At 42.5% G+C, this 19,258-nt stretch carries 13 protein-coding genes; all 13 read right to left on the bottom strand.

Annotated features, from left to right (window positions below):
• Positions 1-2: 2 nt before the first annotated feature.
• Entirely contained in the window at positions 3-1,568 is a 1,566-nt protein-coding gene (locus IQ19_RS11005) for a hypothetical protein (protein ID WP_242020956.1), read from the bottom strand.
• Positions 1,569-1,646: 78 nt separating this feature from the next.
• Entirely contained in the window at positions 1,647-2,495 is an 849-nt protein-coding gene (locus IQ19_RS11000; RefSeq protein WP_144542468.1) for an ABC transporter permease, read from the bottom strand.
• Positions 2,492-3,427 (bottom strand): ABC transporter ATP-binding protein, encoded by a 936-nt coding sequence (locus IQ19_RS10995; RefSeq protein WP_144542467.1) that lies wholly within the window; start codon positions 3,425-3,427, stop codon positions 2,492-2,494. Before IQ19_RS10995 ends, IQ19_RS11000 begins: the two co-directional genes overlap by 4 nt.
• Positions 3,424-5,805 carry a hypothetical protein gene (locus tag IQ19_RS10990; RefSeq protein ID WP_144542466.1) on the bottom strand — a complete coding sequence of 794 codons (2,382 nt, stop codon included), beginning with the start codon at positions 5,803-5,805 and terminating at the stop codon, positions 3,424-3,426. The genes IQ19_RS10995 and IQ19_RS10990 overlap by 4 nt, the downstream gene beginning before the upstream one ends.
• A gap of 1,027 nt (positions 5,806-6,832) precedes the next feature.
• Positions 6,833-7,834: a signal recognition particle-docking protein FtsY gene (gene ftsY / locus IQ19_RS10985; protein ID WP_144542465.1), complete on the bottom strand. Its 1,002-nt coding sequence runs from the start codon at positions 7,832-7,834 to the stop codon at positions 6,833-6,835.
• Positions 7,835-7,911: 77 nt separating this feature from the next.
• The gene (smc, locus tag IQ19_RS10980) at positions 7,912-11,478 is read right to left on the bottom strand and encodes a chromosome segregation protein SMC (RefSeq protein WP_144542464.1); all 3,567 of its coding nucleotides are present in this window, start codon (positions 11,476-11,478) and stop codon (positions 7,912-7,914) included.
• A 50-nt stretch (positions 11,479-11,528) separates the two neighbouring features.
• Complete coding sequence (rnc, locus tag IQ19_RS10975; RefSeq protein ID WP_144542463.1) at positions 11,529-12,272, bottom strand: ribonuclease III; 744 nt, start codon at positions 12,270-12,272, stop codon at positions 11,529-11,531.
• Positions 12,273-12,646: 374 nt separating this feature from the next.
• On the bottom strand, positions 12,647-12,880 hold the full coding sequence (locus IQ19_RS10970; RefSeq protein WP_009330799.1) for an acyl carrier protein: 234 nt from the start codon (positions 12,878-12,880) through the stop codon (positions 12,647-12,649).
• 90 nt (positions 12,881-12,970) lie between these two features.
• Complete coding sequence (gene fabG / locus IQ19_RS10965; RefSeq protein ID WP_144542462.1) at positions 12,971-13,714, bottom strand: 3-oxoacyl-[acyl-carrier-protein] reductase; 744 nt, start codon at positions 13,712-13,714, stop codon at positions 12,971-12,973.
• Positions 13,711-14,658 carry an ACP S-malonyltransferase gene (gene fabD / locus IQ19_RS10960; RefSeq protein ID WP_144542461.1) on the bottom strand — a complete coding sequence of 316 codons (948 nt, stop codon included), beginning with the start codon at positions 14,656-14,658 and terminating at the stop codon, positions 13,711-13,713. Before fabD ends, fabG begins: the two co-directional genes overlap by 4 nt.
• Before the next feature lie 198 nt (positions 14,659-14,856).
• Entirely contained in the window at positions 14,857-15,861 is a 1,005-nt protein-coding gene (gene plsX / locus IQ19_RS10955; RefSeq protein WP_144542460.1) for a phosphate acyltransferase PlsX, read from the bottom strand.
• Positions 15,862-15,882: 21 nt separating this feature from the next.
• Entirely contained in the window at positions 15,883-16,443 is a 561-nt protein-coding gene (gene fapR, locus IQ19_RS10950) for a transcription factor FapR (RefSeq protein WP_144542459.1), read from the bottom strand.
• Positions 16,444-16,928: 485 nt separating this feature from the next.
• Complete coding sequence (gene recG / locus IQ19_RS10945) at positions 16,929-18,977, bottom strand: ATP-dependent DNA helicase RecG (RefSeq protein ID WP_144542458.1); 2,049 nt, start codon at positions 18,975-18,977, stop codon at positions 16,929-16,931.
• Positions 18,978-19,258: the final 281 nt, after the last annotated feature.

Below are 19,258 nucleotides of genomic sequence, written 5' to 3'. Positions count from 1 at the left end.
AGTCACTCCTTGTCAGGATCTATACTCGTAAAGTAATTTTTAACTATTTCTTCTAAGTCAGCCGGAAACTTATAACGATCCGTACTTTGCCTGTAAGCTTTTTCATAACTGCCATACACCTCACTGTATGGTCTGATACTTCCTTTCAAGACAGGCCCATCCCCTCCAAATTGCTGTCCTGAATTCCCTTCTCCTAGGGTGCCATTGTCATTCTCAATGTTCTGCTGCCCTTCCATATGAGATGGGATAGTTAACAGCTCTCTTGAACCCTGGCCCAGGCCCGCCCCGCCGCCCAGGCCGCTGCCTGAACCGTTTCCTGATCCTGCTCCGGATCCCGAGCCCGAACCGCTTCCAGAGCCTGTTCCAGAACCTGTTCCTGAACCTGTACCACTGCCATTTCCGCTGCTTGAATTATTGCCAGTTTGGTTTTTTTGCTGGCCAGAGGTGTTTTGCTGCTGGCCCTGCTGCGAATTTGTGCTTGTACCCTGGCTGCCTGGCTGGCCAGGAGGTGCAAATGCCAATTGGCCAGGAGGCATTCCGTTTGCTGCCATTTGCTGCTGAAGGGACAATCCTGAATTTTGCAGCGCCTGCTGCGCTGCAGCCAGCTGTTTCAAAAGCTCTTCCGATTCTATCGCTTCTTCAAGCTGCTCCAAAAGCTTCGATAGCTCTTCTTCCGATAATGGCTCTTCACTCCCGGTAAGCTCGCTCAATGTCTTTTTTTGCTCTTCGCTTAATCCATCCTTCTGGTCGTTAAGCTTTGACAGTTCTTTCTCAAATGCGGCCATATCTTTTTGAGCCAGCATGCGGCTTAATTGATCCAAACCGTTTTTATTCAAGTCTGATTTCATTTTTTCCAGTGCCATTGATTTTTCTTTTTCTTTAAGCGCTTTTAATTCGAGACTTCTCGTTTGTTTGGCCAATTCCTTTAAAGCTTCCTCAGCTGATTTTTTTTCGGCGATTTTATCTTTTGCCGTTTCTAAAGCCTTTTTCACCGCAGGATTCTTTTCCTTCTCGGCTTTTTCCTCCAATTCCTTTTTGGCTTCTTCCACTAGTTTGGTTTCCTTCTCCTGCTTGTGTGCCAATTCCATTTTTTCGCTGGGGATCAAATAAAGCAGCACCGCGGCAGCAAGAAAAGCAAAAAACAGTAAAAGAGGCTTAGGGTAGAAGATGGTTTTCTTCCTTGCTAAGACCTGATCATGCACTTTTTTCATATGCTTTACGGTATCAGCAAGCTGCAGCCTGGCTATAATTCCTTCATCCTGCAAAAAAGAAAAGGATGTAATAACTCTGTCTTCCGCTACAAACCTGTTATATAATGCCGCTGCTTCAGCCATTCCCGTCCAGCCTTTCCATATTCGGTAAACGGAAACGAGCAGGGATATTAGAATGATTGGCCAAAAATAATAACCAAGAAAAGGAATGGCAATAAACCTTGCTGCAGTAATCAGTAGAAAAGACAAAGCCGCTGCTAACGCAAGGAACACCTGCGATTCCTTAACAATTAGCTGAAGCAGCATCTGCCGCCTAATCGGTTTTAAAAGTTTCAGATATTGAATGCGGTCTCCCATCGGTTTCATTCCCTTATTAAAAATTGCGGGCAATCCCAGCCCCTAAGGGAGAAAGAAATTGCCCGAACCCCCATTCATTTAGCCCTTTCTCATATTGGGGCGGAGTTTTCTGATGCTGAGCAGCAAAGCTCCAATGAAAATTACAGTGTACGAGATTAAATAAGAAATCCATAACGGAAACTCAATGCCTGTTGATCTGGCAATTTCATTAATAATCTCCGGTTCAAACGTGCCGATCAAAATAATAACAGGGTTCAGCATCGCCGGAAAATAAGCCAAAGGGTTTATCGGTTGAACGGCTGAATAATTGTATGCATTGTTTAGCTGCATGAAGATTAAAGCCAGAAAAGCTGTTCCTCCCGCCAAAAATAAAGTAACTCCATAAGTAGTAACCATTGATACAATGGTTTTTCGAATGAGCGTTGAAAACAGTACCCCAAGGCTGCCAAAGGCAAGGATTGTGAATAGATAAAAGCCCATTGTCGTAAGCAGCTGCCCGGGGGAAACACCGCCAAATAAAAACACGAAGCTATATAGCGGCAGACTTGCCGCAATAAGCAGAAGCAAATACGAAATAGAAGAAATCAGCTTGCTCAGCACAATGCTTGCAGAGCTTTGGGTAGTGGTCAGCATGATGTTTAATGTTTGCCGTTCCCTTTCACTGCTGATGACTCCTGCAGTCAGCCCCGGTGTAATAAAGAGAATTAAAGCAAGCTGCAAAACTGAAAGAATCATAAACATCGTTCGGCTCTGGTCTGGTTTAAAAAAGCCCTGCATGTTATTGGACAATGATTCTATAAATATAAAACCGACAATGATTAGCCCGAGCGCAAGAAGGTAAAAGAGAACGCCAAGATAACTCTTAAAGTTACGGAAGCGGAGCTTAAATTCTTTATTCAGCACAGGATTTACCACTAAATTCTTCATGTCAGCTCAACCCCCTTTGTAATTTCCATAAAGACATCTTCAAGGTCTGTCTCCACTTCGGAAAAGCTGGTAATAGCCAGATTATTAAGTATTGCTTTTTTCAGCATCTCTGTTTGTTCTTCTGCAGTGCCTCTGTATATAAATTGGAAGGACAATCCGTCCTCCATCGCTGATAATTTGGAAACATTATGATCATCTTCAAATAAAGAGATCGCCTCCTCAATCCCTTCTTGGACTTTTACAATAATTAGCCTCTCCCCTCTTAACTGAGCCTGTATATCAGCAACTGATCCCTGGGCCACTAATTTCCCTTGATCAATAATGCCAATAATGTCGCACATCTCGGCAAGCTCCGGTAAAATATGGGAAGAAATTAAAATCGTTTTACCCATGCTCTTCAGTTCCTTTAATATTTCCCTCATCTCCACCCTTGCACGTGGATCCAGGCCTGAAGCGGGTTCATCAAGAATCAATACTTCCGGGTCATGGATAAGGCATCTCGCCAGACAAAGGCGCTGCTTCATCCCCCTTGATAAAAGGTCAACATATGAATCTCTTTTATGTGACAAATTGACAAGGTCGAGAAGCTGTGGAATCAGCTTCTCCCTCTCGGCAAACGGAATACCATAGCTGGCACCATAGAAATGCAGGTATTCATCTGCCTTGAGCTGATCATAAACTCCAAAGAAATCCGGCATATACCCGATTTGTTTCCTGACCAGCTTTGGCTCCTTTTGAACATTAAAGCCATTAACATAAGCAGTTCCGGAGGTAGGGGCCAGGAGGGTTGCCAAAATGGAAAATGTCGTCGACTTTCCCGCGCCATTCTGTCCGACAAATCCAAACACACTTCCTTTTTCTATTGTCAGGTTTAATGAATCAAGTGCTGTGAATTTCCCATATCTTTTCGTTAAATCAATAATTTCTATCATTTTGACACCTCCCCTTTAATCGTAATAGCTGGCAATTGAACATAAGGATCGCCCTGAGCTGATTTGTTGAGCTTTAATATGAGTTTGCCTTCTCTTGAAATAAATTGGCTTAGATTGTCCTTGCTAGTCAGCTTTAAGCTGCGCTGATCCGGCTCTATCGGCAGCCATTCATCGGTTTTATGATTTTTAACTGAATATTGTACTGCATGGCTATTGATTCTAATTGATATTTCTTCAAGACTATATGGTTTGTCTGCCAGCTGTTTTGGCAGATTTAAAATATATTCATATTCTCCGTCCTCTAACATAATTTCTGTATGAGACCCACCCATTCCTTTTTCATAAATTTGGCCTTGGATCACATTCCAATCCGGCGCCATCATTCCATCTTTCAGCGTAAATGAACCAGAAAACTCATTTATAGCCTCAAATGGCTGCAGTATAAGATTGGTATTGTTTTGCTTTTCTTTTTTTCCATCAATGGTTACATCAATAACAGCATCTTTCGTTGTCCCTGCAAGGACTGGCTGTGTCACATCTCCAAGCAAAAATGTAGAAGAAGCAAATTCCATTCTTTCTTTTCTTAATTGGCTGATATCATTATTTCGATTGCTCGGGTATGCTCCATTAAAACTACCTGAATATGGCCTTGTCAGCAGGGATTGCTTTGTTGTTTTATCTACTTTTAATGTTTCGCCTTTCTTTAGCGGCCCCAATTTAATCGCTTCATTGCCTGACCAGACAGATAATTCTTCAAAATCGTAATCGAACCCGTTTGTGATCGTTCCTGTTAACCGCTTGTCTTTTAGAGTCAGATCAGCTGTAAATTTCTCCGTTATTTGGGTCTGAGCCTTTCCGTATATCGTTTTGGAAGACCAATAATCCACTACAGGAAAAATGATTTCATTATTTTTAACTTTTTCAGCCATGATTCCGCCCCTGAGCGGATCGAAGGTGGACGAATTGTTTGTATGCACAACAGCATTGAACTCGCCTTTTGGCATTGACAGAGTGTACTCACCGCTTTTATTTGATAAAAGCGTCGAAGCCTGATAGCCAGTCAAAAGCTGATTATTCACCTTAAAAATACCCATTTGGTTAAGCTGCGGCTGTGAAATCCTGTCTTTCGCGCCCATGCCAAAGACAACAGCAGCCATTAAAAAGGCAATTGAAGGAATGATCCACCAGGAATGCTCCCTTTTATCAAGCTTCCGCAAAACAAAGTAAAGAACTGGCACTATCAAAATAATATAGCCGGCAAAAAGTCCAATTAACTGCCCGACTGAAAAATTGGATGCAGGAAAAAATTCATTTGCTTCTGCAAATTCCCAATAAAGCTGATCCAGATAATCCTGTGCATATGGGTTGGATCCTGTGCTGGCACTGGAGGCATGCTTTAAAAAGCCGGCAAACCAGGTGCTGTATCCTTTCCAGGAAGATAAGGGCTCATCTCCCAGGGAAAAAGCAGTTTGCAGAATCGCACCGCTTCCATATTCCTTCTTTAAGGCAACAGGAAGTTCGCCGCTTTTCGTAATAACAGCGGAACCCTTATCTAACGGACCTGTAAAAAAGTTCAGCTCTTTAAACTCGGGCTGTAAGTCTTTAGTGCCTTGCAGGAAATCAGCTGTACCGGTTGTTTCATTTTCAGATTCCATCGGAAGCAATGAATATAGCTCGCCATAGGATTGGCTTGCATCCGGTCCGGCCCCAGCAATTAAAACTCCACCGTTATAAACCCAATCCTTAATTGCTTTTTGCTGCTGTTCATTCAGCTGGGAAACCTCATATTCATCCACCAGCAAATAATCAAGCGTTTCAAATCCTATAGCCTGATTTGGCAATTCCTCTTTTTTTAGTTCAATCATCTGAATGGACATGGAAGGCAGCGTCCTAAGTTCTTTTAAACGGTCATATTTTTCGCTTAAGACTCCAACAACCTTAGAACTCATATCTATAAACTTTGGTTTTAAAGTATCTTCGCCTTTGAAACTAGCTTTTTTTCCATTCTTCCAATCTCCATGATAAAGAGTCAGTGAAGGAATATTTTGATAAATGGAAGGATGGTCCTCCGTCATTCCCGGCATGGAAACCAAATATTCTTTCGTGCTGCCTGCCGGAAGCTCGACATCCACCGAAACCGCACCGCCGGTATTATAGGAAGGGTGATAGCTTATTAATAAGTCACCGCTAAAAGACTCCCCAGTATTTTCAAGCTTTATCCTCAGTGGAAACCCCTTTCCCCTCTTTACCTTTCCTCCAAATCCTTCATCAAGCGTAACTTTGATCTTTGTGTTTGCGGCCCCTGCGGTTTGCAAGGGATTAACCATAAGGAATAAACATAAAAGACCCATAATGATCATCTTAAACCTTCTGTGCAACCCAATCTCCCCCAATTAAAAATATAAACATCAATTGTATTGGCCCTGATTCTGTTATCTTTTTTTTGGGCCATATTAAACCTTAAAATAGCTGCTATTAAAAATAGATGACTATTTTGAATACTCAATGACAGCTTCCATAAGTATAGACGCAGGCAACTGACAAAAAGTTCCTGACCATTTAGAAATTTAACCATTTTATTAAGTTTAGATGGAGAAATTACTAAGAAGGTACTGAAGAGATTACCCATTTGTATTTAGTGTAATTTTACACTTTTTGAATTAATTGTCAATCTATTTTGATATTTATGGGATTAGTAAATTAACTAATTTCCCTTGTATGAAAAGGAAATTATAAATCGGTCCCTATCCTGCCGGATTAACTATCATTTCTGAAGAAGGTGTCCAGGATTTCTTCAATATTTTGATTGGATTAACTGCCTTTTCTGGAGGTGGGCAGGCGTTTCGTCGTTATTCAACTGGATTAACTACCTTTTCTGGAGATGGGGAGCAGTTTTCGTCGTTATCCAACTGGATTAATTACCTTTTCTGGAGATGGGGAGCAGTTTTCGTCGTTATCCAACCCGATTAACTACCTTTTCTGGAAATGGGGAGCAGTTTTCGTCGTTATCCAACCCGATTAACTACCTTTTCTGGAGATGGGGAGCAGTTTTCGTCGTTATCCAACCCGATTAACTACCTTTTCTGGAGATGGGGAGCAGTTTTCGTCGTTATCCAACTGGATTAATTACCTTTTCTGGAGATGGGGAGCAGTTTTCGTCGTTATCCAACCCGATTAACTACCTTTTCTGGAGATGGGGAGCAGTTTTCGTCGTTATCCAACTGGATTAATTACCTTTTCTGCAAGTGGACGGTTGTTTTCGTCGTTATTCTACCGGATTAACTTTCTTTTATGAGCCGGGCACAAGGTTTCGGCGTCTTTCTAAGAATAAAAAATTATCCTCAAAGATAATTGAGTCAAAATAAAAAAACAGCCAAAGACCCAACTCCGGCTGTTTTTCAAATCTTATTCTTCTTCCTCTTCTGCTTCTTTTTCGACCACGTCGGCAAAGAGGCCGTAAACGTATTGTTCTGCATTGAATTCCTGAAGGTCATCCATTTTTTCGCCAAGTCCGACGAATTTAACCGGGATTTCCAGTTCGTTTCTTATGGCAAGAACAATTCCGCCTTTTGCTGTGCCATCCAGCTTGGTAAGCACAATGCCTGAAACATCTGTTGCTTCTTTAAAGGTTTTCGCCTGGATCATAGCATTTTGTCCAGTGGTTGCGTCCAGTACCAGCAATACCTCGTGCGGAGCGCCAGGAACTTCCCTTTCAATGACACGCTTGACCTTTTCCAATTCCTTCATTAAGTTTACTTTATTTTGCAACCGTCCTGCTGTATCACATATCAAAATATCCGCTTTGCGCGATTTTGCAGATTGGACTGCATCGAACATGACTGCAGCCGGGTCAGAACCTGCTCCCTGCTTGATTACATCAACTCCGACACGTTCTCCCCACACTTCAAGCTGTTCGATCGCTCCAGCGCGGAAGGTATCGCCTGCGGCAAGCAAGACGCTTTTGCCTTCATTTTTGAACTTATGGGCAAGCTTGCCGATGGTAGTGGTTTTCCCAACACCATTAACACCGACAAACAGGATAACTGTAAGCCCATCAGGCTGAATATTTAATTCAGTGGAGACTTCGCCAGCTCCTTCGTATATTTCCACAAGCTTCTCTGAAATGACAGCTTGCACCTCGCGCGGGTCCTGAATATTCTTTCGCTTGACTTCACGCCTTAGCTCTTCCACCAATTCCATTACAGTGTCAAAGCCGACATCCGCTTGAATTAAGATCTCTTCCAGTTCCTCGAAGAATTCTTCATCAACTTTTCGGTATCTGGAAACCAGGTCATTCACCTTATTTGAGAAGTTATCACGTGTTTTGGTTAATCCATCTTTAAACTTTTCAGTAACTGTATCTGTTTGTTTGGTGACTTTTTCTTTTAATTTCTTAAAAAAACTCATCTTCTCACTTCCTTTTTAAGAGCTTTAATATGTATGGGTATGGAACAGCTTTTAAAAATGCTGCTCCATAAATGATGCTATTGAAGAATTAATTCCTTCGTTTCTTCAAGCCGAACAGATACGAGCTTTGACACTCCGGATTCCTGCATGGTAACACCATAAAGGACATCTGCTTCTTCCATTGTTCCCTTTCGGTGGGTGATGACAATGAATTGGGTTTCATCGCTGTATCTTTTTAAGTACTGGCTGAATCTTTGTACATTCGCTTCATCAAGTGCAGCCTCAACTTCATCGAGGATACAGAACGGAACCGGCCGGACTTTCAGGATTGAGAATAAGAGTGCGATAGCCGTCAGCGCCCTTTCTCCCCCTGATAAGAGGCCGAGGTTCTGCAGCTTTTTGCCTGGAGGCTGTGCCACGATTTCCACCCCTGTATTCAATAAATCATCAGGCTGGGTCAGCCTTAAGTCTGCTCTCCCACCGCCGAATAATGATTGAAAAACAGACTCAAAATGGAAACGAATTCCTTCGAAGGTTTCTTCAAAGCGCCTTTTCATTTCTACATCCATTTCATCTATAACCTGGAATAATGTGTCCTTGGCTTCCTGAAGATCCGTTTTCTGTTCGAGCAGGAATTCATAGCGTTCTGAAACACGTTCGTACTCTTCAATTGCCCCAAGATTTACAGCTCCCAGCTCTTCAACGGCCAATTTAATCAGTTTTACCTTTTTACGCGCTTCGTCTACTTCGATTAAAAGCGGGTATTCTTCTTTAGCCGCTTCAAAGGAAAGCAGGTATTCTTCTCTTAAATGGTTTAGTCTATTTTCTAGCTCTACGTCCAGGCGGTTTTGCTTCACTTCTTCGTCCTTCAGCACCTCAACCATGCCTTTGTGCTGGCGCTTCAATTCCTTTGTCTCCAGCTCGAGGTCTTCCAAAGCTGTTTGAAGTTTTAGCCGCTCTTCCCGCCTTGATGCAATCAATTCGAGCGTTTCGTTTTTTTCTTTGAGCTTTTGCTGTGCAGCTTCTTCCAAATGCTGTTCTCCGGAAGAGCTGTTTGTCATTTCCGATGATAAAAGCTCCAAATCCTCTTTAACCGTCTTCAGTTTATCTTCATTAAAAGCAAGTTCGGAGGTTATTGCTGCCAGCTTATCTTCGGCATGATTCAGCTGTTCGCTTTTTGAGGCGTAACCGATCTTAAGCTCATTAATTTCGGAGACCAGTGTTTCCTTTGATGTTTGCTGGGTGTTTTTTCTATCGGTTAAAGCTTTTATTTCCTCATCCAGATTGGCTATTTGTTTTTGCTGTTCTTCCAATATGGATGCGAGCTCATTCTTTCTGTTTAAAAGCTTTTCCCTGTCTTCAGAAAACTGGGCCTTGTCCATATCATATAGAGACAAACGTTCATTGATGCTTTTTTCCTCAAATTCTACTTCAAGAAGGTCGCCTTTAACCGCCTGTTCCTTCATGCGAAGCTCTTCACCGGCTTTTCTGAGCTTTTCAATATGGGCTTCCTGTTTTTGAATCTCGCTTTTTTGCAGCTTCACTTGTTTTTCGAGATTGGCTGTTTTGGATTCCATGTCGGCAATCCGGTCTTTTAGCTCCTCTAGCTCGCCTTTACGGGATAAAATCGAAGAGCTTTTTTGTTTTATAGCTCCGCCTGTCATGGAACCGCCAGGGTTGACCACATCTCCTTCGACAGTTACAAGCCTCACACGATACTGAAGCAGTTTTGCCAGCTCATTGGCACCTTTTAAATCCTTTGCAATGACAACATTGCCCAGTAAATTTTCAATTGCAGGCTGATGTTTGCCTTCAAACTGAATAAGTGAAGCTGCTTCGCCAATAAAGGCTGGGTGTGCATTCATAGATTTCAACTGGCCAGAATTTAACTTTTTCCCTTTTACTACACTTAATGGGAGGAAAGTTGCTCTGCCAAATGAGTTCTTCTTCAAGTATTGAATCGCATTTCGGCCATCCTGTTCAGTCTGGACAATGATATGCTGCATAGCTCCGCCAAGTGCCGTTTCAATCGCGGTTCCGTACTCCTTCGGCACCTGAATCAATTCGGCAACCGCTCCTTCAATCCCCTGGAGCTTGTTCCCGCGTGCTTTCAGGATCTCTTTTACCCCCTGGAAAAAGCCTGAATAATCTTCTTCCATTTCTTCAAGCATTTCCTGCCTTGAATTAGCCTGCTGCAGGTATTGATATGCCTGATACAAGGTCTTTTCCTGCTTTTGATAATTATTTTTCAAAGATTCAAGTTTACGATCTTCATTCCGGAAAAGATGGACCTGACCCTCTAATTCCTTCTGCAGGTCCTCTAGATTTGACTGAATGGCCCGCTTCTTATCTTCAATTTTCTTGCGCTCGGCAATGTACTTTTCATTGTCCATTTCAAGCTTGGAGCTCCGCTGTCCCTGCTGGCTCAGCTGCTGCTCAATATTTTGCAATTCATTTCTGGAAGCAGCCTGGCAGTTTAGCACTTCGATATAATCACTTTTAAGCGATTCTATCTTTTCTTCCGTATTTTCACTGAAAAGCTTGAGCTGATCCTGCTTTTCTTTTAATGCCTTTTGAAGCTTGAGCGCCTCAGCTTTGACCTTTTCCTTAAGAGCTGTTTGTTTTTCTTTTTGCTCTCTCATGCCGGTTATTTTCAAAGCCAGTTCTTCCATGTTTCTTTGAAGCTGGTCTTTATTTTGGTTTGCATTTTTCTTTCGTTCTTTCAGTACTTCTTTTCTGCCTTCAAGCTTTTCAAGCTCTTCACTTGCATGGAGGAGGACCTCCTGCAAATCATTCACCGACTCATCGAGGGCAGCGATATGGTCTTTTAATTCCTCCATTTTCGCTTCTTTGTTCTGCAGGACTGAGGAAAGTTTCATTTCGTCCTCTGTATGCTGTTCAAGCTGGCGAGAAAGCTTCTCCCATTTTGAATGCAGGTCTTCTATCTCGTAGACAGTAAGAGCAACCTCTATTTTCTCCAATTCTTCCTTCTGCTGCAAAAAATCTTTTGCAATCGAAGCCTGAATCTTTAGAGGCTCTACCTGGCTTTCAAGTTCATGTAAGATATCATTAACACGGTTTAAATTATCCTGTGTTTCAGAAAGCTTGCTTTCCGCTTTTTTCTTTCTTGTTTTATACTTAAGTACACCTGCTGCTTCTTCAAAAATGGTGCGGCGTTCTTCCGCTTTACTGTTTAAAATTTCTTCAACCCTGCCCTGGCTTATGATCGAAAAAGCTTCTCTCCCCAGGCCGGAATCCATAAATAAATCCACAATGTCTTTAAGTCTGCAAGTTTGCTTATTGATTAAATATTCGCTGTCTCCTGAACGGTAAACCCTTCTTGTCACACTAACTTCACTGTAATCAATCGGCAATCCTTGATCTCCATTATCAAGTGTCAAGGTAACCTCTGCAAAGTTCTGTGCTTTTCGGGAATCGCTGCCAGCAAAAATGACATCCTCCATTTTAGCGCCGCGAAGGGATTTAGCCGATTGCTCGCCCAATACCCAGCGGATGGCATCCGTTATATTACTTTTACCGCTTCCATTCGGACCCACAACAGCAGTGACACCCGGAACAAAATCAACTGTGATTCTTTCAGCAAATGACTTAAATCCAACTACGTCAAGCCGTTTTAAAAACAACTTTGCTCCCCCTCTGTCTCCTCCGAGTCTCCATTCTTTGCTGTCAGAGTTTATTTTATATGGTTCTTCAATACTTCCAGAGCCATTTGGGCAGCATGCTGTTCCGCTTCCTTCTTTGAACGCCCTGTGCCTGTTCCAAGCACCCTGCCATTCAAGGAAACGGTGGAAACAAATTCTCGATTATGGGCAGGCCCTTTTTCCTGAAGTATTTTATATTCAATTGAACCTGCACCATCACGCTGGACCAGCTCCTGCAGCTGGCTCTTAAAATCCATCACATGCGAAAAAGCACCTGAATCGATTTTTGGAAAAACGACTTTTTCCAAAAAGCCGACAACCGTATCCAACCCTTTATCCAAATACAAGGCACCGACAAAAGCTTCAAAAACATCTGCAAGCAGTGCAGGACGAGCTCTTCCGCCTGTCATTTCTTCTCCTTTTCCAAGCAGGACAAGATCTCCGAAGGATAATTCATGGGCAAAAGAAACCAGGGATGGCTCACAAACAACAGCCGCCCTCAATTTGGTTAATTCTCCTTCGCTCATCATAGGATATTTCAGATAAAGGAATTTAGAAACTGTCAATTCCAGGACAGCATCTCCCAAAAATTCAAGCCTTTCATTATCCTCGTAGGGTTTTCTCCGATGCTCATTCACATAAGATGAATGGGTAAAAGCTTGTTTTAAAAGCTTTTCATTTTCAAATTGAATTCCTATCTTTGCCTGAAAATCTTTAAATTGCTTTTCGATTCCGCGAAATGATTTTCTTTCCTTGTCTTTATTGTTACTGCGCATAATGCATCCACCTTGCTAACATATTATATTCTTGGTTTCTTTGTTTCATCGTTAAAGATAGAGTTTATCATGGTCTTCCCTAAGTTTACGTAATAAAGATAAAAAACGCAAAAAAACTTGGGTGCTTTTTACCGTCCATTACAAGCTAATCCGGATAATCCATTTTTCACAGAAGAAAGCCCCGTTATCGAAACGGAGCTTTTGTTAAAACATATTTACTGTCCGCAGCCACCTGAAGAAACTGGCGGATACCGCGTTGGTATGAATGCAGCTTCTGGCCAATGCAACAGGTAACAACGGACAGTAAACATCCACTGTTAAAATTGCTGCAGCGAGGGGGAGTCCCTCACTGCAGGGTTTGGTTCACCTAACGATTATTGGCTAGCTTTTATGTAATTTACAGCGTCACCGACTGTTGCGATTTTTTCAGCGTCATCGTCAGAAATTTCCATATCAAACTCATCTTCTAATTCCATAACTAATTCTACTACATCAAGGGAATCAGCGCCAAGATCATCTTTAAAAGAAGCTTCCAATTTTACTTCAGACTCCTCAACACCAAGACGGTCTACGATGATCTTTGTTACACGTTCTAATACTTCTGCCATGCTTGTTCACCTCCCCTCAAGTATTATAGATTATTTTAATCAATTAATAAAAGGTTTTATAAGAAATTTTGCATTACAAGCCTATTACAATTACATAACCATTCCTCCATCTACATGAAGGGTTTGCCCTGTCATATAGCGGCTGTCTTCGGAAGCAAGAAATACTGCTACATTTGCAATATCAGCCGGATCCCCAAAACGTGCTAACGGAATTTGTTTAAGCATTTGGTCTTTTACTTCCTCGTTTAGCTTATCAGTCATGTCAGTTGTAATAAAACCTGGGGCAATCGCATTTACCGTAATCCCTCTTGATGCAAGCTCCTTGGCTGATGTTTTTGTCAGGCCAATCACCCCTGACTTCGCAGCCACATAGTTAGCCTGGCCAGGATTTCCGCTTACACCTACAATGGAGGAAATATTGATAATGCGTCCGCTGCGCTGCTTCATCATCTGCCTTGTTACAGCTTTGGTACAAAGGAATACCCCTTTGAGATTTATGTTAATAACATCATCCCACTCGTCTTCCTTCATTCTCATGATCAGATTGTCTTTTGTTATGCCGGCATTATTGACAAGAATGTCAAGCTTGCCAAACTTTTCAATTGTTTCCTTCACCATGTTAGCCACAGACTCACTATCGGAAACATCGCACTGCACTGCAAATGCATTTCTGCCCAATGCTTTGATTTCATCAACTACTTCATTTGCTCTTGTTTCGCTTCCTGAGTAATTAACCGCAATATCAGCACCCTGCTTTGCAAGGCCAAGAGCGATTTCCCTGCCAATTCCACGGGAAGCACCTGTAACCAACGCTGCTTTTCCTTCTAACTTCATCGTATTTCCTCCTTTAAGGACTCTTGTACTGCCTGGCAGGTTTCTGCATCTGAAACCGCATAGGTTTTTAGGGAACGATCAACCTTTTTAACCAATCCTGACAATACTTTTCCAGGTCCTATTTCTATAAAAGTATCAACTCCAAGATCTACCATTTTGCGGATGGAGTCCTCCCAGAGTACAGGAGAATATAATTGCTCAATCAATCTGCTGGTAATCTCGGACGCAGATGTCATTTCAGATGCAGTAACGTTTGCAATAACGGGTACAGCAGCATCCTTTATTTCAATCTCATCCAAAATCTGTTTGAACTTCTCCGCAGCAGGCTTCATAAGCTCGGAATGGAAAGGCCCGCTTACATCTAAAGGAAGCACGCGTTTGGCCCCTGCTTCTTTAGCCTTTGCGGAAGCTTGTTCAACACCTGCTCTGGAGCCAGAAATAACGATTTGGCCAGGACAATTCAAGTTTGCCAGCTGCACAGGATTCCCTTCTTTGGTTACCCCTTCTGTCACAGCAGTCAGCTTTTCCCTGTCAAGGCCTAACACCGCAGCCATGGTGCCTTCCCCATTCGGAACAGCTTCTTCCATAAATTCTCCTCTTTTTCGGACAGCATATACGCCATCTTCAAAGGAAATAGCCCCTGCAGCAACCAGTGCTGTATACTCGCCAAGGCTGTGGCCTGCTACATAATCAGGTGTAACGCCAGATCTTTTAAAGTAATCCAGAATAGCAATGCTTGTTGTCAGCAGCGCAGGCTGAGCATTTGTTGTTAACGTCAGCTTGTCCTGAGGCCCTTCGAATATAAGTGAGGAAAGTGAAAACCCCAGTTTTTGATCAGCATTTTCAAAAAAGGATTTTACCTTCTCATCTTGTTCAGCTAATGCTTTTCCCATTCCTGCAGTCTGTGATCCCTGACCAGGGAACAAAAAGGCAATCTTACCCATCGTGCTTCCCCCTAAATTTAATTATTATTATTTGGCTCGGTTAAATTTGCCTGTTGATTTCCGCTCCAGGCACTCAAGCTTTCCGCGGGCGGCCCGACGCTCCTCGACGCGTTCGCGTCTGCGGGGTCTCCCGTTGACACGCGCCTTCCGCTCCAATCAACAGGTTGCTAAAATCAACATTAAGCTATAAACAGCCTATTATTTAATAGAAGCTTTGCCCGCTTCTTTCTCAACAGCTGCCTTGATAGTTTCGGCAACATCGTTTTCAACCATATTTCGGGTCTGCCGTACCGCATTATATAAAGCATTCGCATCAGAAGATCCATGCGCCTTAATGACCGGTGCCTTTAGCCCGAACAATCCTGCTCCGCCATATTCCGAATAATCCATTTTAGATTTAAGTTCATATAAATCAGGCTTTAAAGCAGCTGCTGCCAGTTTGGTCTTAAAGCTGCTTGTCAAAGCTGTTTTTAACATTTTAAAAACAGAAAGCGCCGTGCCCTCAATTGTTTTAAGCACCATATTTCCGGTAAATCCATCTGTTACAACAACATCGGCAGCACCTTCTAGTAAATCTCGTGCTTCCACATTGCCGATAAAATTAATATCTGCCTGCTTCAGGAGATCGAAGGTGTTTTTAGCTAGTTCATTTCCTTTCTTCTCTTCTGTTCCAATATTTAAAAGGCCGACCCTGGGATGGGATACTCCGCGTACCTTTTCCGCATAAATGGACCCCATAATCGCATATTGGAGAAGATGTTCAGGTTTTGCATCCACATTTGCTCCTACATCCAGCAGCAGGAAACCTTCCCCGCCAATTGTTGGAAGCGTCGGTGATAATGCCGGGCGTTCAATCCCTTCTATTCTGCCTACTACAAAAAGGCCTGCTGCCATTAGGGCACCCGTGTTGCCTGCTGATATACAAGCATCTGCTTTACCGTCTGAGACGAGCTGGGCTGCCAGCACCATCGATGCATTCTTTTTTCTCCGGACCGCCCTTACTGGTTCATCATCCGGGAGTATGACTTCATTCGTATGTAAAATTTCTATCCGTTCATGAGGTGTGAAGTGTTCTTTAATTTTCGACTCGTCCCCAACCAGGGTGATATGAACATCCTTAAACTCTGCTGCAGCTTTCATCGCTCCCAGAACAATTTCCTTTGGCGCATTGTCGCCTCCCATTGCATCAATTGCAACTTTCATGATGATTCATCCTTTTAGTCTTTATTTTTTTCTGAACATATCAAATTCGCCTTTAAAGACCAATTCATTGTTGACGAAGCTATTGACCTCGACAATCGTCCTGCCGCTGCCCTTGTCGATTGTCAGTACTTTGGCTTTTGCGATAACACGTTCATTCAATCTTACTGGCCTTGTAAATTGAATATTTGCTTTTGCCGTTAAAGCAAGCTCATCGTTTATTACAGCTACTGCCAGTGAGTTGGCCTGTGCAAACATATGGTGACCGCGGGCTATTTGATTTCTTTTAAAAACATGCTCTTCCTTTACATCAAAAATGGAAATAGCTGTTTTATCCAGTTCTATATCTATTATTTCACCGATTATTTCTTCTATAGGCAAAGAACGGACTTCATCCTCGAACCTTTTCTCAGCTACATGCTTGATCCGTTCGCGCAATTCAGGAATGGATAATTCAAGGCGATCGAGCCTGATCGTCTGGACGCTTACTAAAAATTTTTCAGCTAGCTCTTCATCCGTAACAAAAGGGTTCTCTTTTATTGTGTCCGTTAATAATTGCTGGCGCTCTTTTTTGTTTCTTTTCATAAAAATCCCACCGTCCGAGATATTAAGACTAGGTACTAATAGTAGTATATAATCAAAAAAAGCAGATTGCAAGAAAGAACTTTTCTGCAATTCTGCCTTGGTGATCCATTGAATTTTGTATTAGCTTATGAATGCTGACCGTTGATTTCCGCTGCAGGTACTTGCTTTCCGCTGGGAAGAATGAGAGCCTCCTCGGCTTCGCCTGTGGGGTCTCACACTCCCTCTCCTCCCGCAGGACATTGAATTTGCTTCCCTGAATAAACACCGCACGAAGAAAATGCCAATGCATTTTCGAAGATCAAGTACCCTCCGCTTCAATCAACTCTGTGAGTAAAACCTAGTTTGCAGTTTAAAAGAGACAAAATATACAAGATTAACCTTCATAAAGGAAAAATAGCATTATACCAACTCTTTGATACAACTTCTTGGCCATTTCACAATATTAGCCGCTCTTTTGTACTCTTGATCTATCGGACCCTCTGTCCCTAGTCCAGTTTTTCTCCTTCAAGAACTCCAGTTTCCTTTAGATAATCCCTTAATGGCAAGTATTCATCAGAGTTCCAAAACTCGTTTGATTCAACCAGGGCAGCTGCGTCATTTCTTGCTGTTTCCAGTGCGCGGTAATCATGGACCATATCTGCAACTTTAAACTCAGGCAGTCCGCTTTGTTTTTTTCCAAAAAAGTCTCCAGGCCCCCTGAGTTCCAAATCTTTTTCACTGAGTGCAAATCCATCATTTGTTTCCGTCATGATTTTCATTCGCTCTTTTCCTACTTCTGATTTCGGATCGGCAAGGAGAATGCAAAAAGATTGCTTATCTCCTCGGCCAACTCTTCCCCTTAACTGATGGAGCTGTGCAAGCCCAAATCTTTCTGCATCATAGATAACCATCATGGTAGCATTGGGAACATTTACGCCAACCTCAACAACTGTAGTGGAAACAAGAACCTGAATTTCATTCTTGCTGAAAGCCTTCATGACGTTTTCTTTTTCTTCAGGATGCAGTCTTCCATGCATTAGCCCGACATCGTACCGGCCATGGAAATGGTGCATCAAAGTAGCATGGACATCAATAGCATTTTGGACATCCAGTTTGTCTGATTCTTCAATAAGGGGGCATATTACATATACCTGCTGGCCCGCTGAAAGCTCTTTTTCCATAAAGTCCAGAACCCGATCAAGCATTTCCGGCTTGGCCCAATATGTTTCAATTGCTTTTCGACCTGCGGGCATTTCATCGATGATGGATACATCCATTTCCCCAAAGACGGTGATCGCCAAAGTTCTTGGAATAGGAGTAGCGGTCATAAACAGCACATCGGGATTTTCTCCTTTTTCCCTCAGTATTCGGCGCTGTCCTACACCGAATCTATGCTGCTCATCCGTTATAACTAATCCAAGCTTTTCAAACTCCACTTCTTCCTGGATGAGTGCATGGGTTCCTATAAGGACATCAATTTCGCCTTCTTTAAGCTGCTGGAGAATTTCTCTTCTCCGCTTTCCCTTAACTGAGCTAGTTAGAAGTTCACAGCGTAATTCAAATGGCTCAAGCATTGCTTTTAAAGATTCAGCATGCTGCTCTGCCAATATTTCTGTCGGAACCATCAAAGCTCCTTGGAATCCCGCTGTTCTGCTGGCAAATAGCGCAATGGCTGCCACGGCCGTTTTGCCTGAACCTACATCCCCCTGAAGAAGCCTGTTCATACGGTATGGAGATTTCAGATCGGCCAGGATTTCATTTACAACCCTTTTTTGCGCGCTTGTTAGTGAAAAAGGCAAAGAATCTATAAATTCCATTAACCTAGGAAGATCATAGGCTTGTACAATCCCCTTTGACTGCTCTCTTTCAATCTTTCGCAGTGCCTGCATTTTTAATTGAAAATAGAAAAATTCTTCAAAGACGAAACGCCGTCTTCCCTGCTTCAGCTCATTTTCATTTGCAGGAAAGTGAAGGGATCTCATTGCATCTCTTCTATTAAGAAGCCTATATTGCAATAAATAACGTTCAGGCAATGTTTCCTCGATCTCATTCCCGTATTGGGAGAAAGCAAGATTGATAAAGCGCCTTATTCCTTTAACTGTTATTTTGCCTTTAACGGCATAAACAGGTTCAAAATCTTTGTTATTAGAGGCCGCGCCAATTTTCAATTCATTCGCCGTAATGACCTGGCGGTGCTGGTCCCATTTGCCTGTAACTGATACCGTTTCATTCAAAGCGATTTTATTTTTTAAATATGGCTGATTAAACAGGACTACTTGGATAAGATATCGATCGACAAGTACCCTGACCGTCAGCCTCGATCGTTTTCTCCCATAATAGACAAGAGAGGGCTCACTGTGAACCTTCCCTTCCACGGTCACTCTTTCGTCATGTTTGATGTCAGCGAGATCCTTTAGCCTGTAATCCTCGTACCTGTATGGAAAATGCTCAAGCAAGTCCCTGACAGTATTTATATTCATTTCGGCCAGTGATTCTGCTGTTTCCTCGCCTATACCTTTAACAGCCGTAACAGACTGGATTAAGTTTTGATTCACGTTTATTGAGCAGCATGCCAATTTAATTTTAATGTATCCGTGTTCAAGGCAGACCGCCAACCCTCCCTGCGCAGTTTCTTTTGTTCTGCAGGCATTTAAATGCCTAATTTATACCTAGCACATTTTTATTTAAATATGCAAATAAATGAATCACTCCTAAGCATTAATTTATGTCAGTTGAACACCCTCGTGCTTTCAGAATAATTCCTTTGCATATTTTTTAAATATTTGGCTTTGTAAAGGTTGCCTGTTGATTTCCGCTCACAAAGCTCGCTTTCCGC

This window comes from Cytobacillus oceanisediminis, assembly GCF_007830235.1.
GTDB lineage: Bacteria > Bacillota > Bacilli > Bacillales > Cytobacillaceae > Cytobacillus > Cytobacillus oceanisediminis.
This window is presented reverse-complemented; position numbering and strand designations above follow the sequence as displayed.

What these genes read in the sequence shown, in the direction of transcription:
- IQ19_RS10970 (WP_009330799.1), bottom strand. Translation starts at nt 12,880, where the DNA reads ATGGCAGAAGTATTAGAACGTGTAACAAAGATCATCGTAGACCGTCTT.
- ftsY (WP_144542465.1), bottom strand. Translation starts at nt 7,834, where the DNA reads ATGAGTTTTTTTAAGAAATTAAAAGAAAAAGTCACCAAACAAACAGAT.
- IQ19_RS11005 (WP_242020956.1), bottom strand. Translation starts at nt 1,568, where the DNA reads ATGGGAGACCGCATTCAATATCTGAAACTTTTAAAACCGATTAGGCGG.
- IQ19_RS10995 (WP_144542467.1), bottom strand. Translation starts at nt 3,427, where the DNA reads ATGATAGAAATTATTGATTTAACGAAAAGATATGGGAAATTCACAGCA.
- fabG (WP_144542462.1), bottom strand. Translation starts at nt 13,714, where the DNA reads ATGAAGTTAGAAGGAAAAGCAGCGTTGGTTACAGGTGCTTCCCGTGGA.
- plsX (WP_144542460.1), bottom strand. Translation starts at nt 15,861, where the DNA reads ATGAAAGTTGCAATTGATGCAATGGGAGGCGACAATGCGCCAAAGGAA.
- rnc (WP_144542463.1), bottom strand. Translation starts at nt 12,272, where the DNA reads ATGCGCAGTAACAATAAAGACAAGGAAAGAAAATCATTTCGCGGAATC.
- fapR (WP_144542459.1), bottom strand. Translation starts at nt 16,443, where the DNA reads ATGAAAAGAAACAAAAAAGAGCGCCAGCAATTATTAACGGACACAATA.
- fabD (WP_144542461.1), bottom strand. Translation starts at nt 14,658, where the DNA reads ATGGGTAAGATTGCCTTTTTGTTCCCTGGTCAGGGATCACAGACTGCA.
- IQ19_RS11000 (WP_144542468.1), bottom strand. Translation starts at nt 2,495, where the DNA reads ATGAAGAATTTAGTGGTAAATCCTGTGCTGAATAAAGAATTTAAGCTC.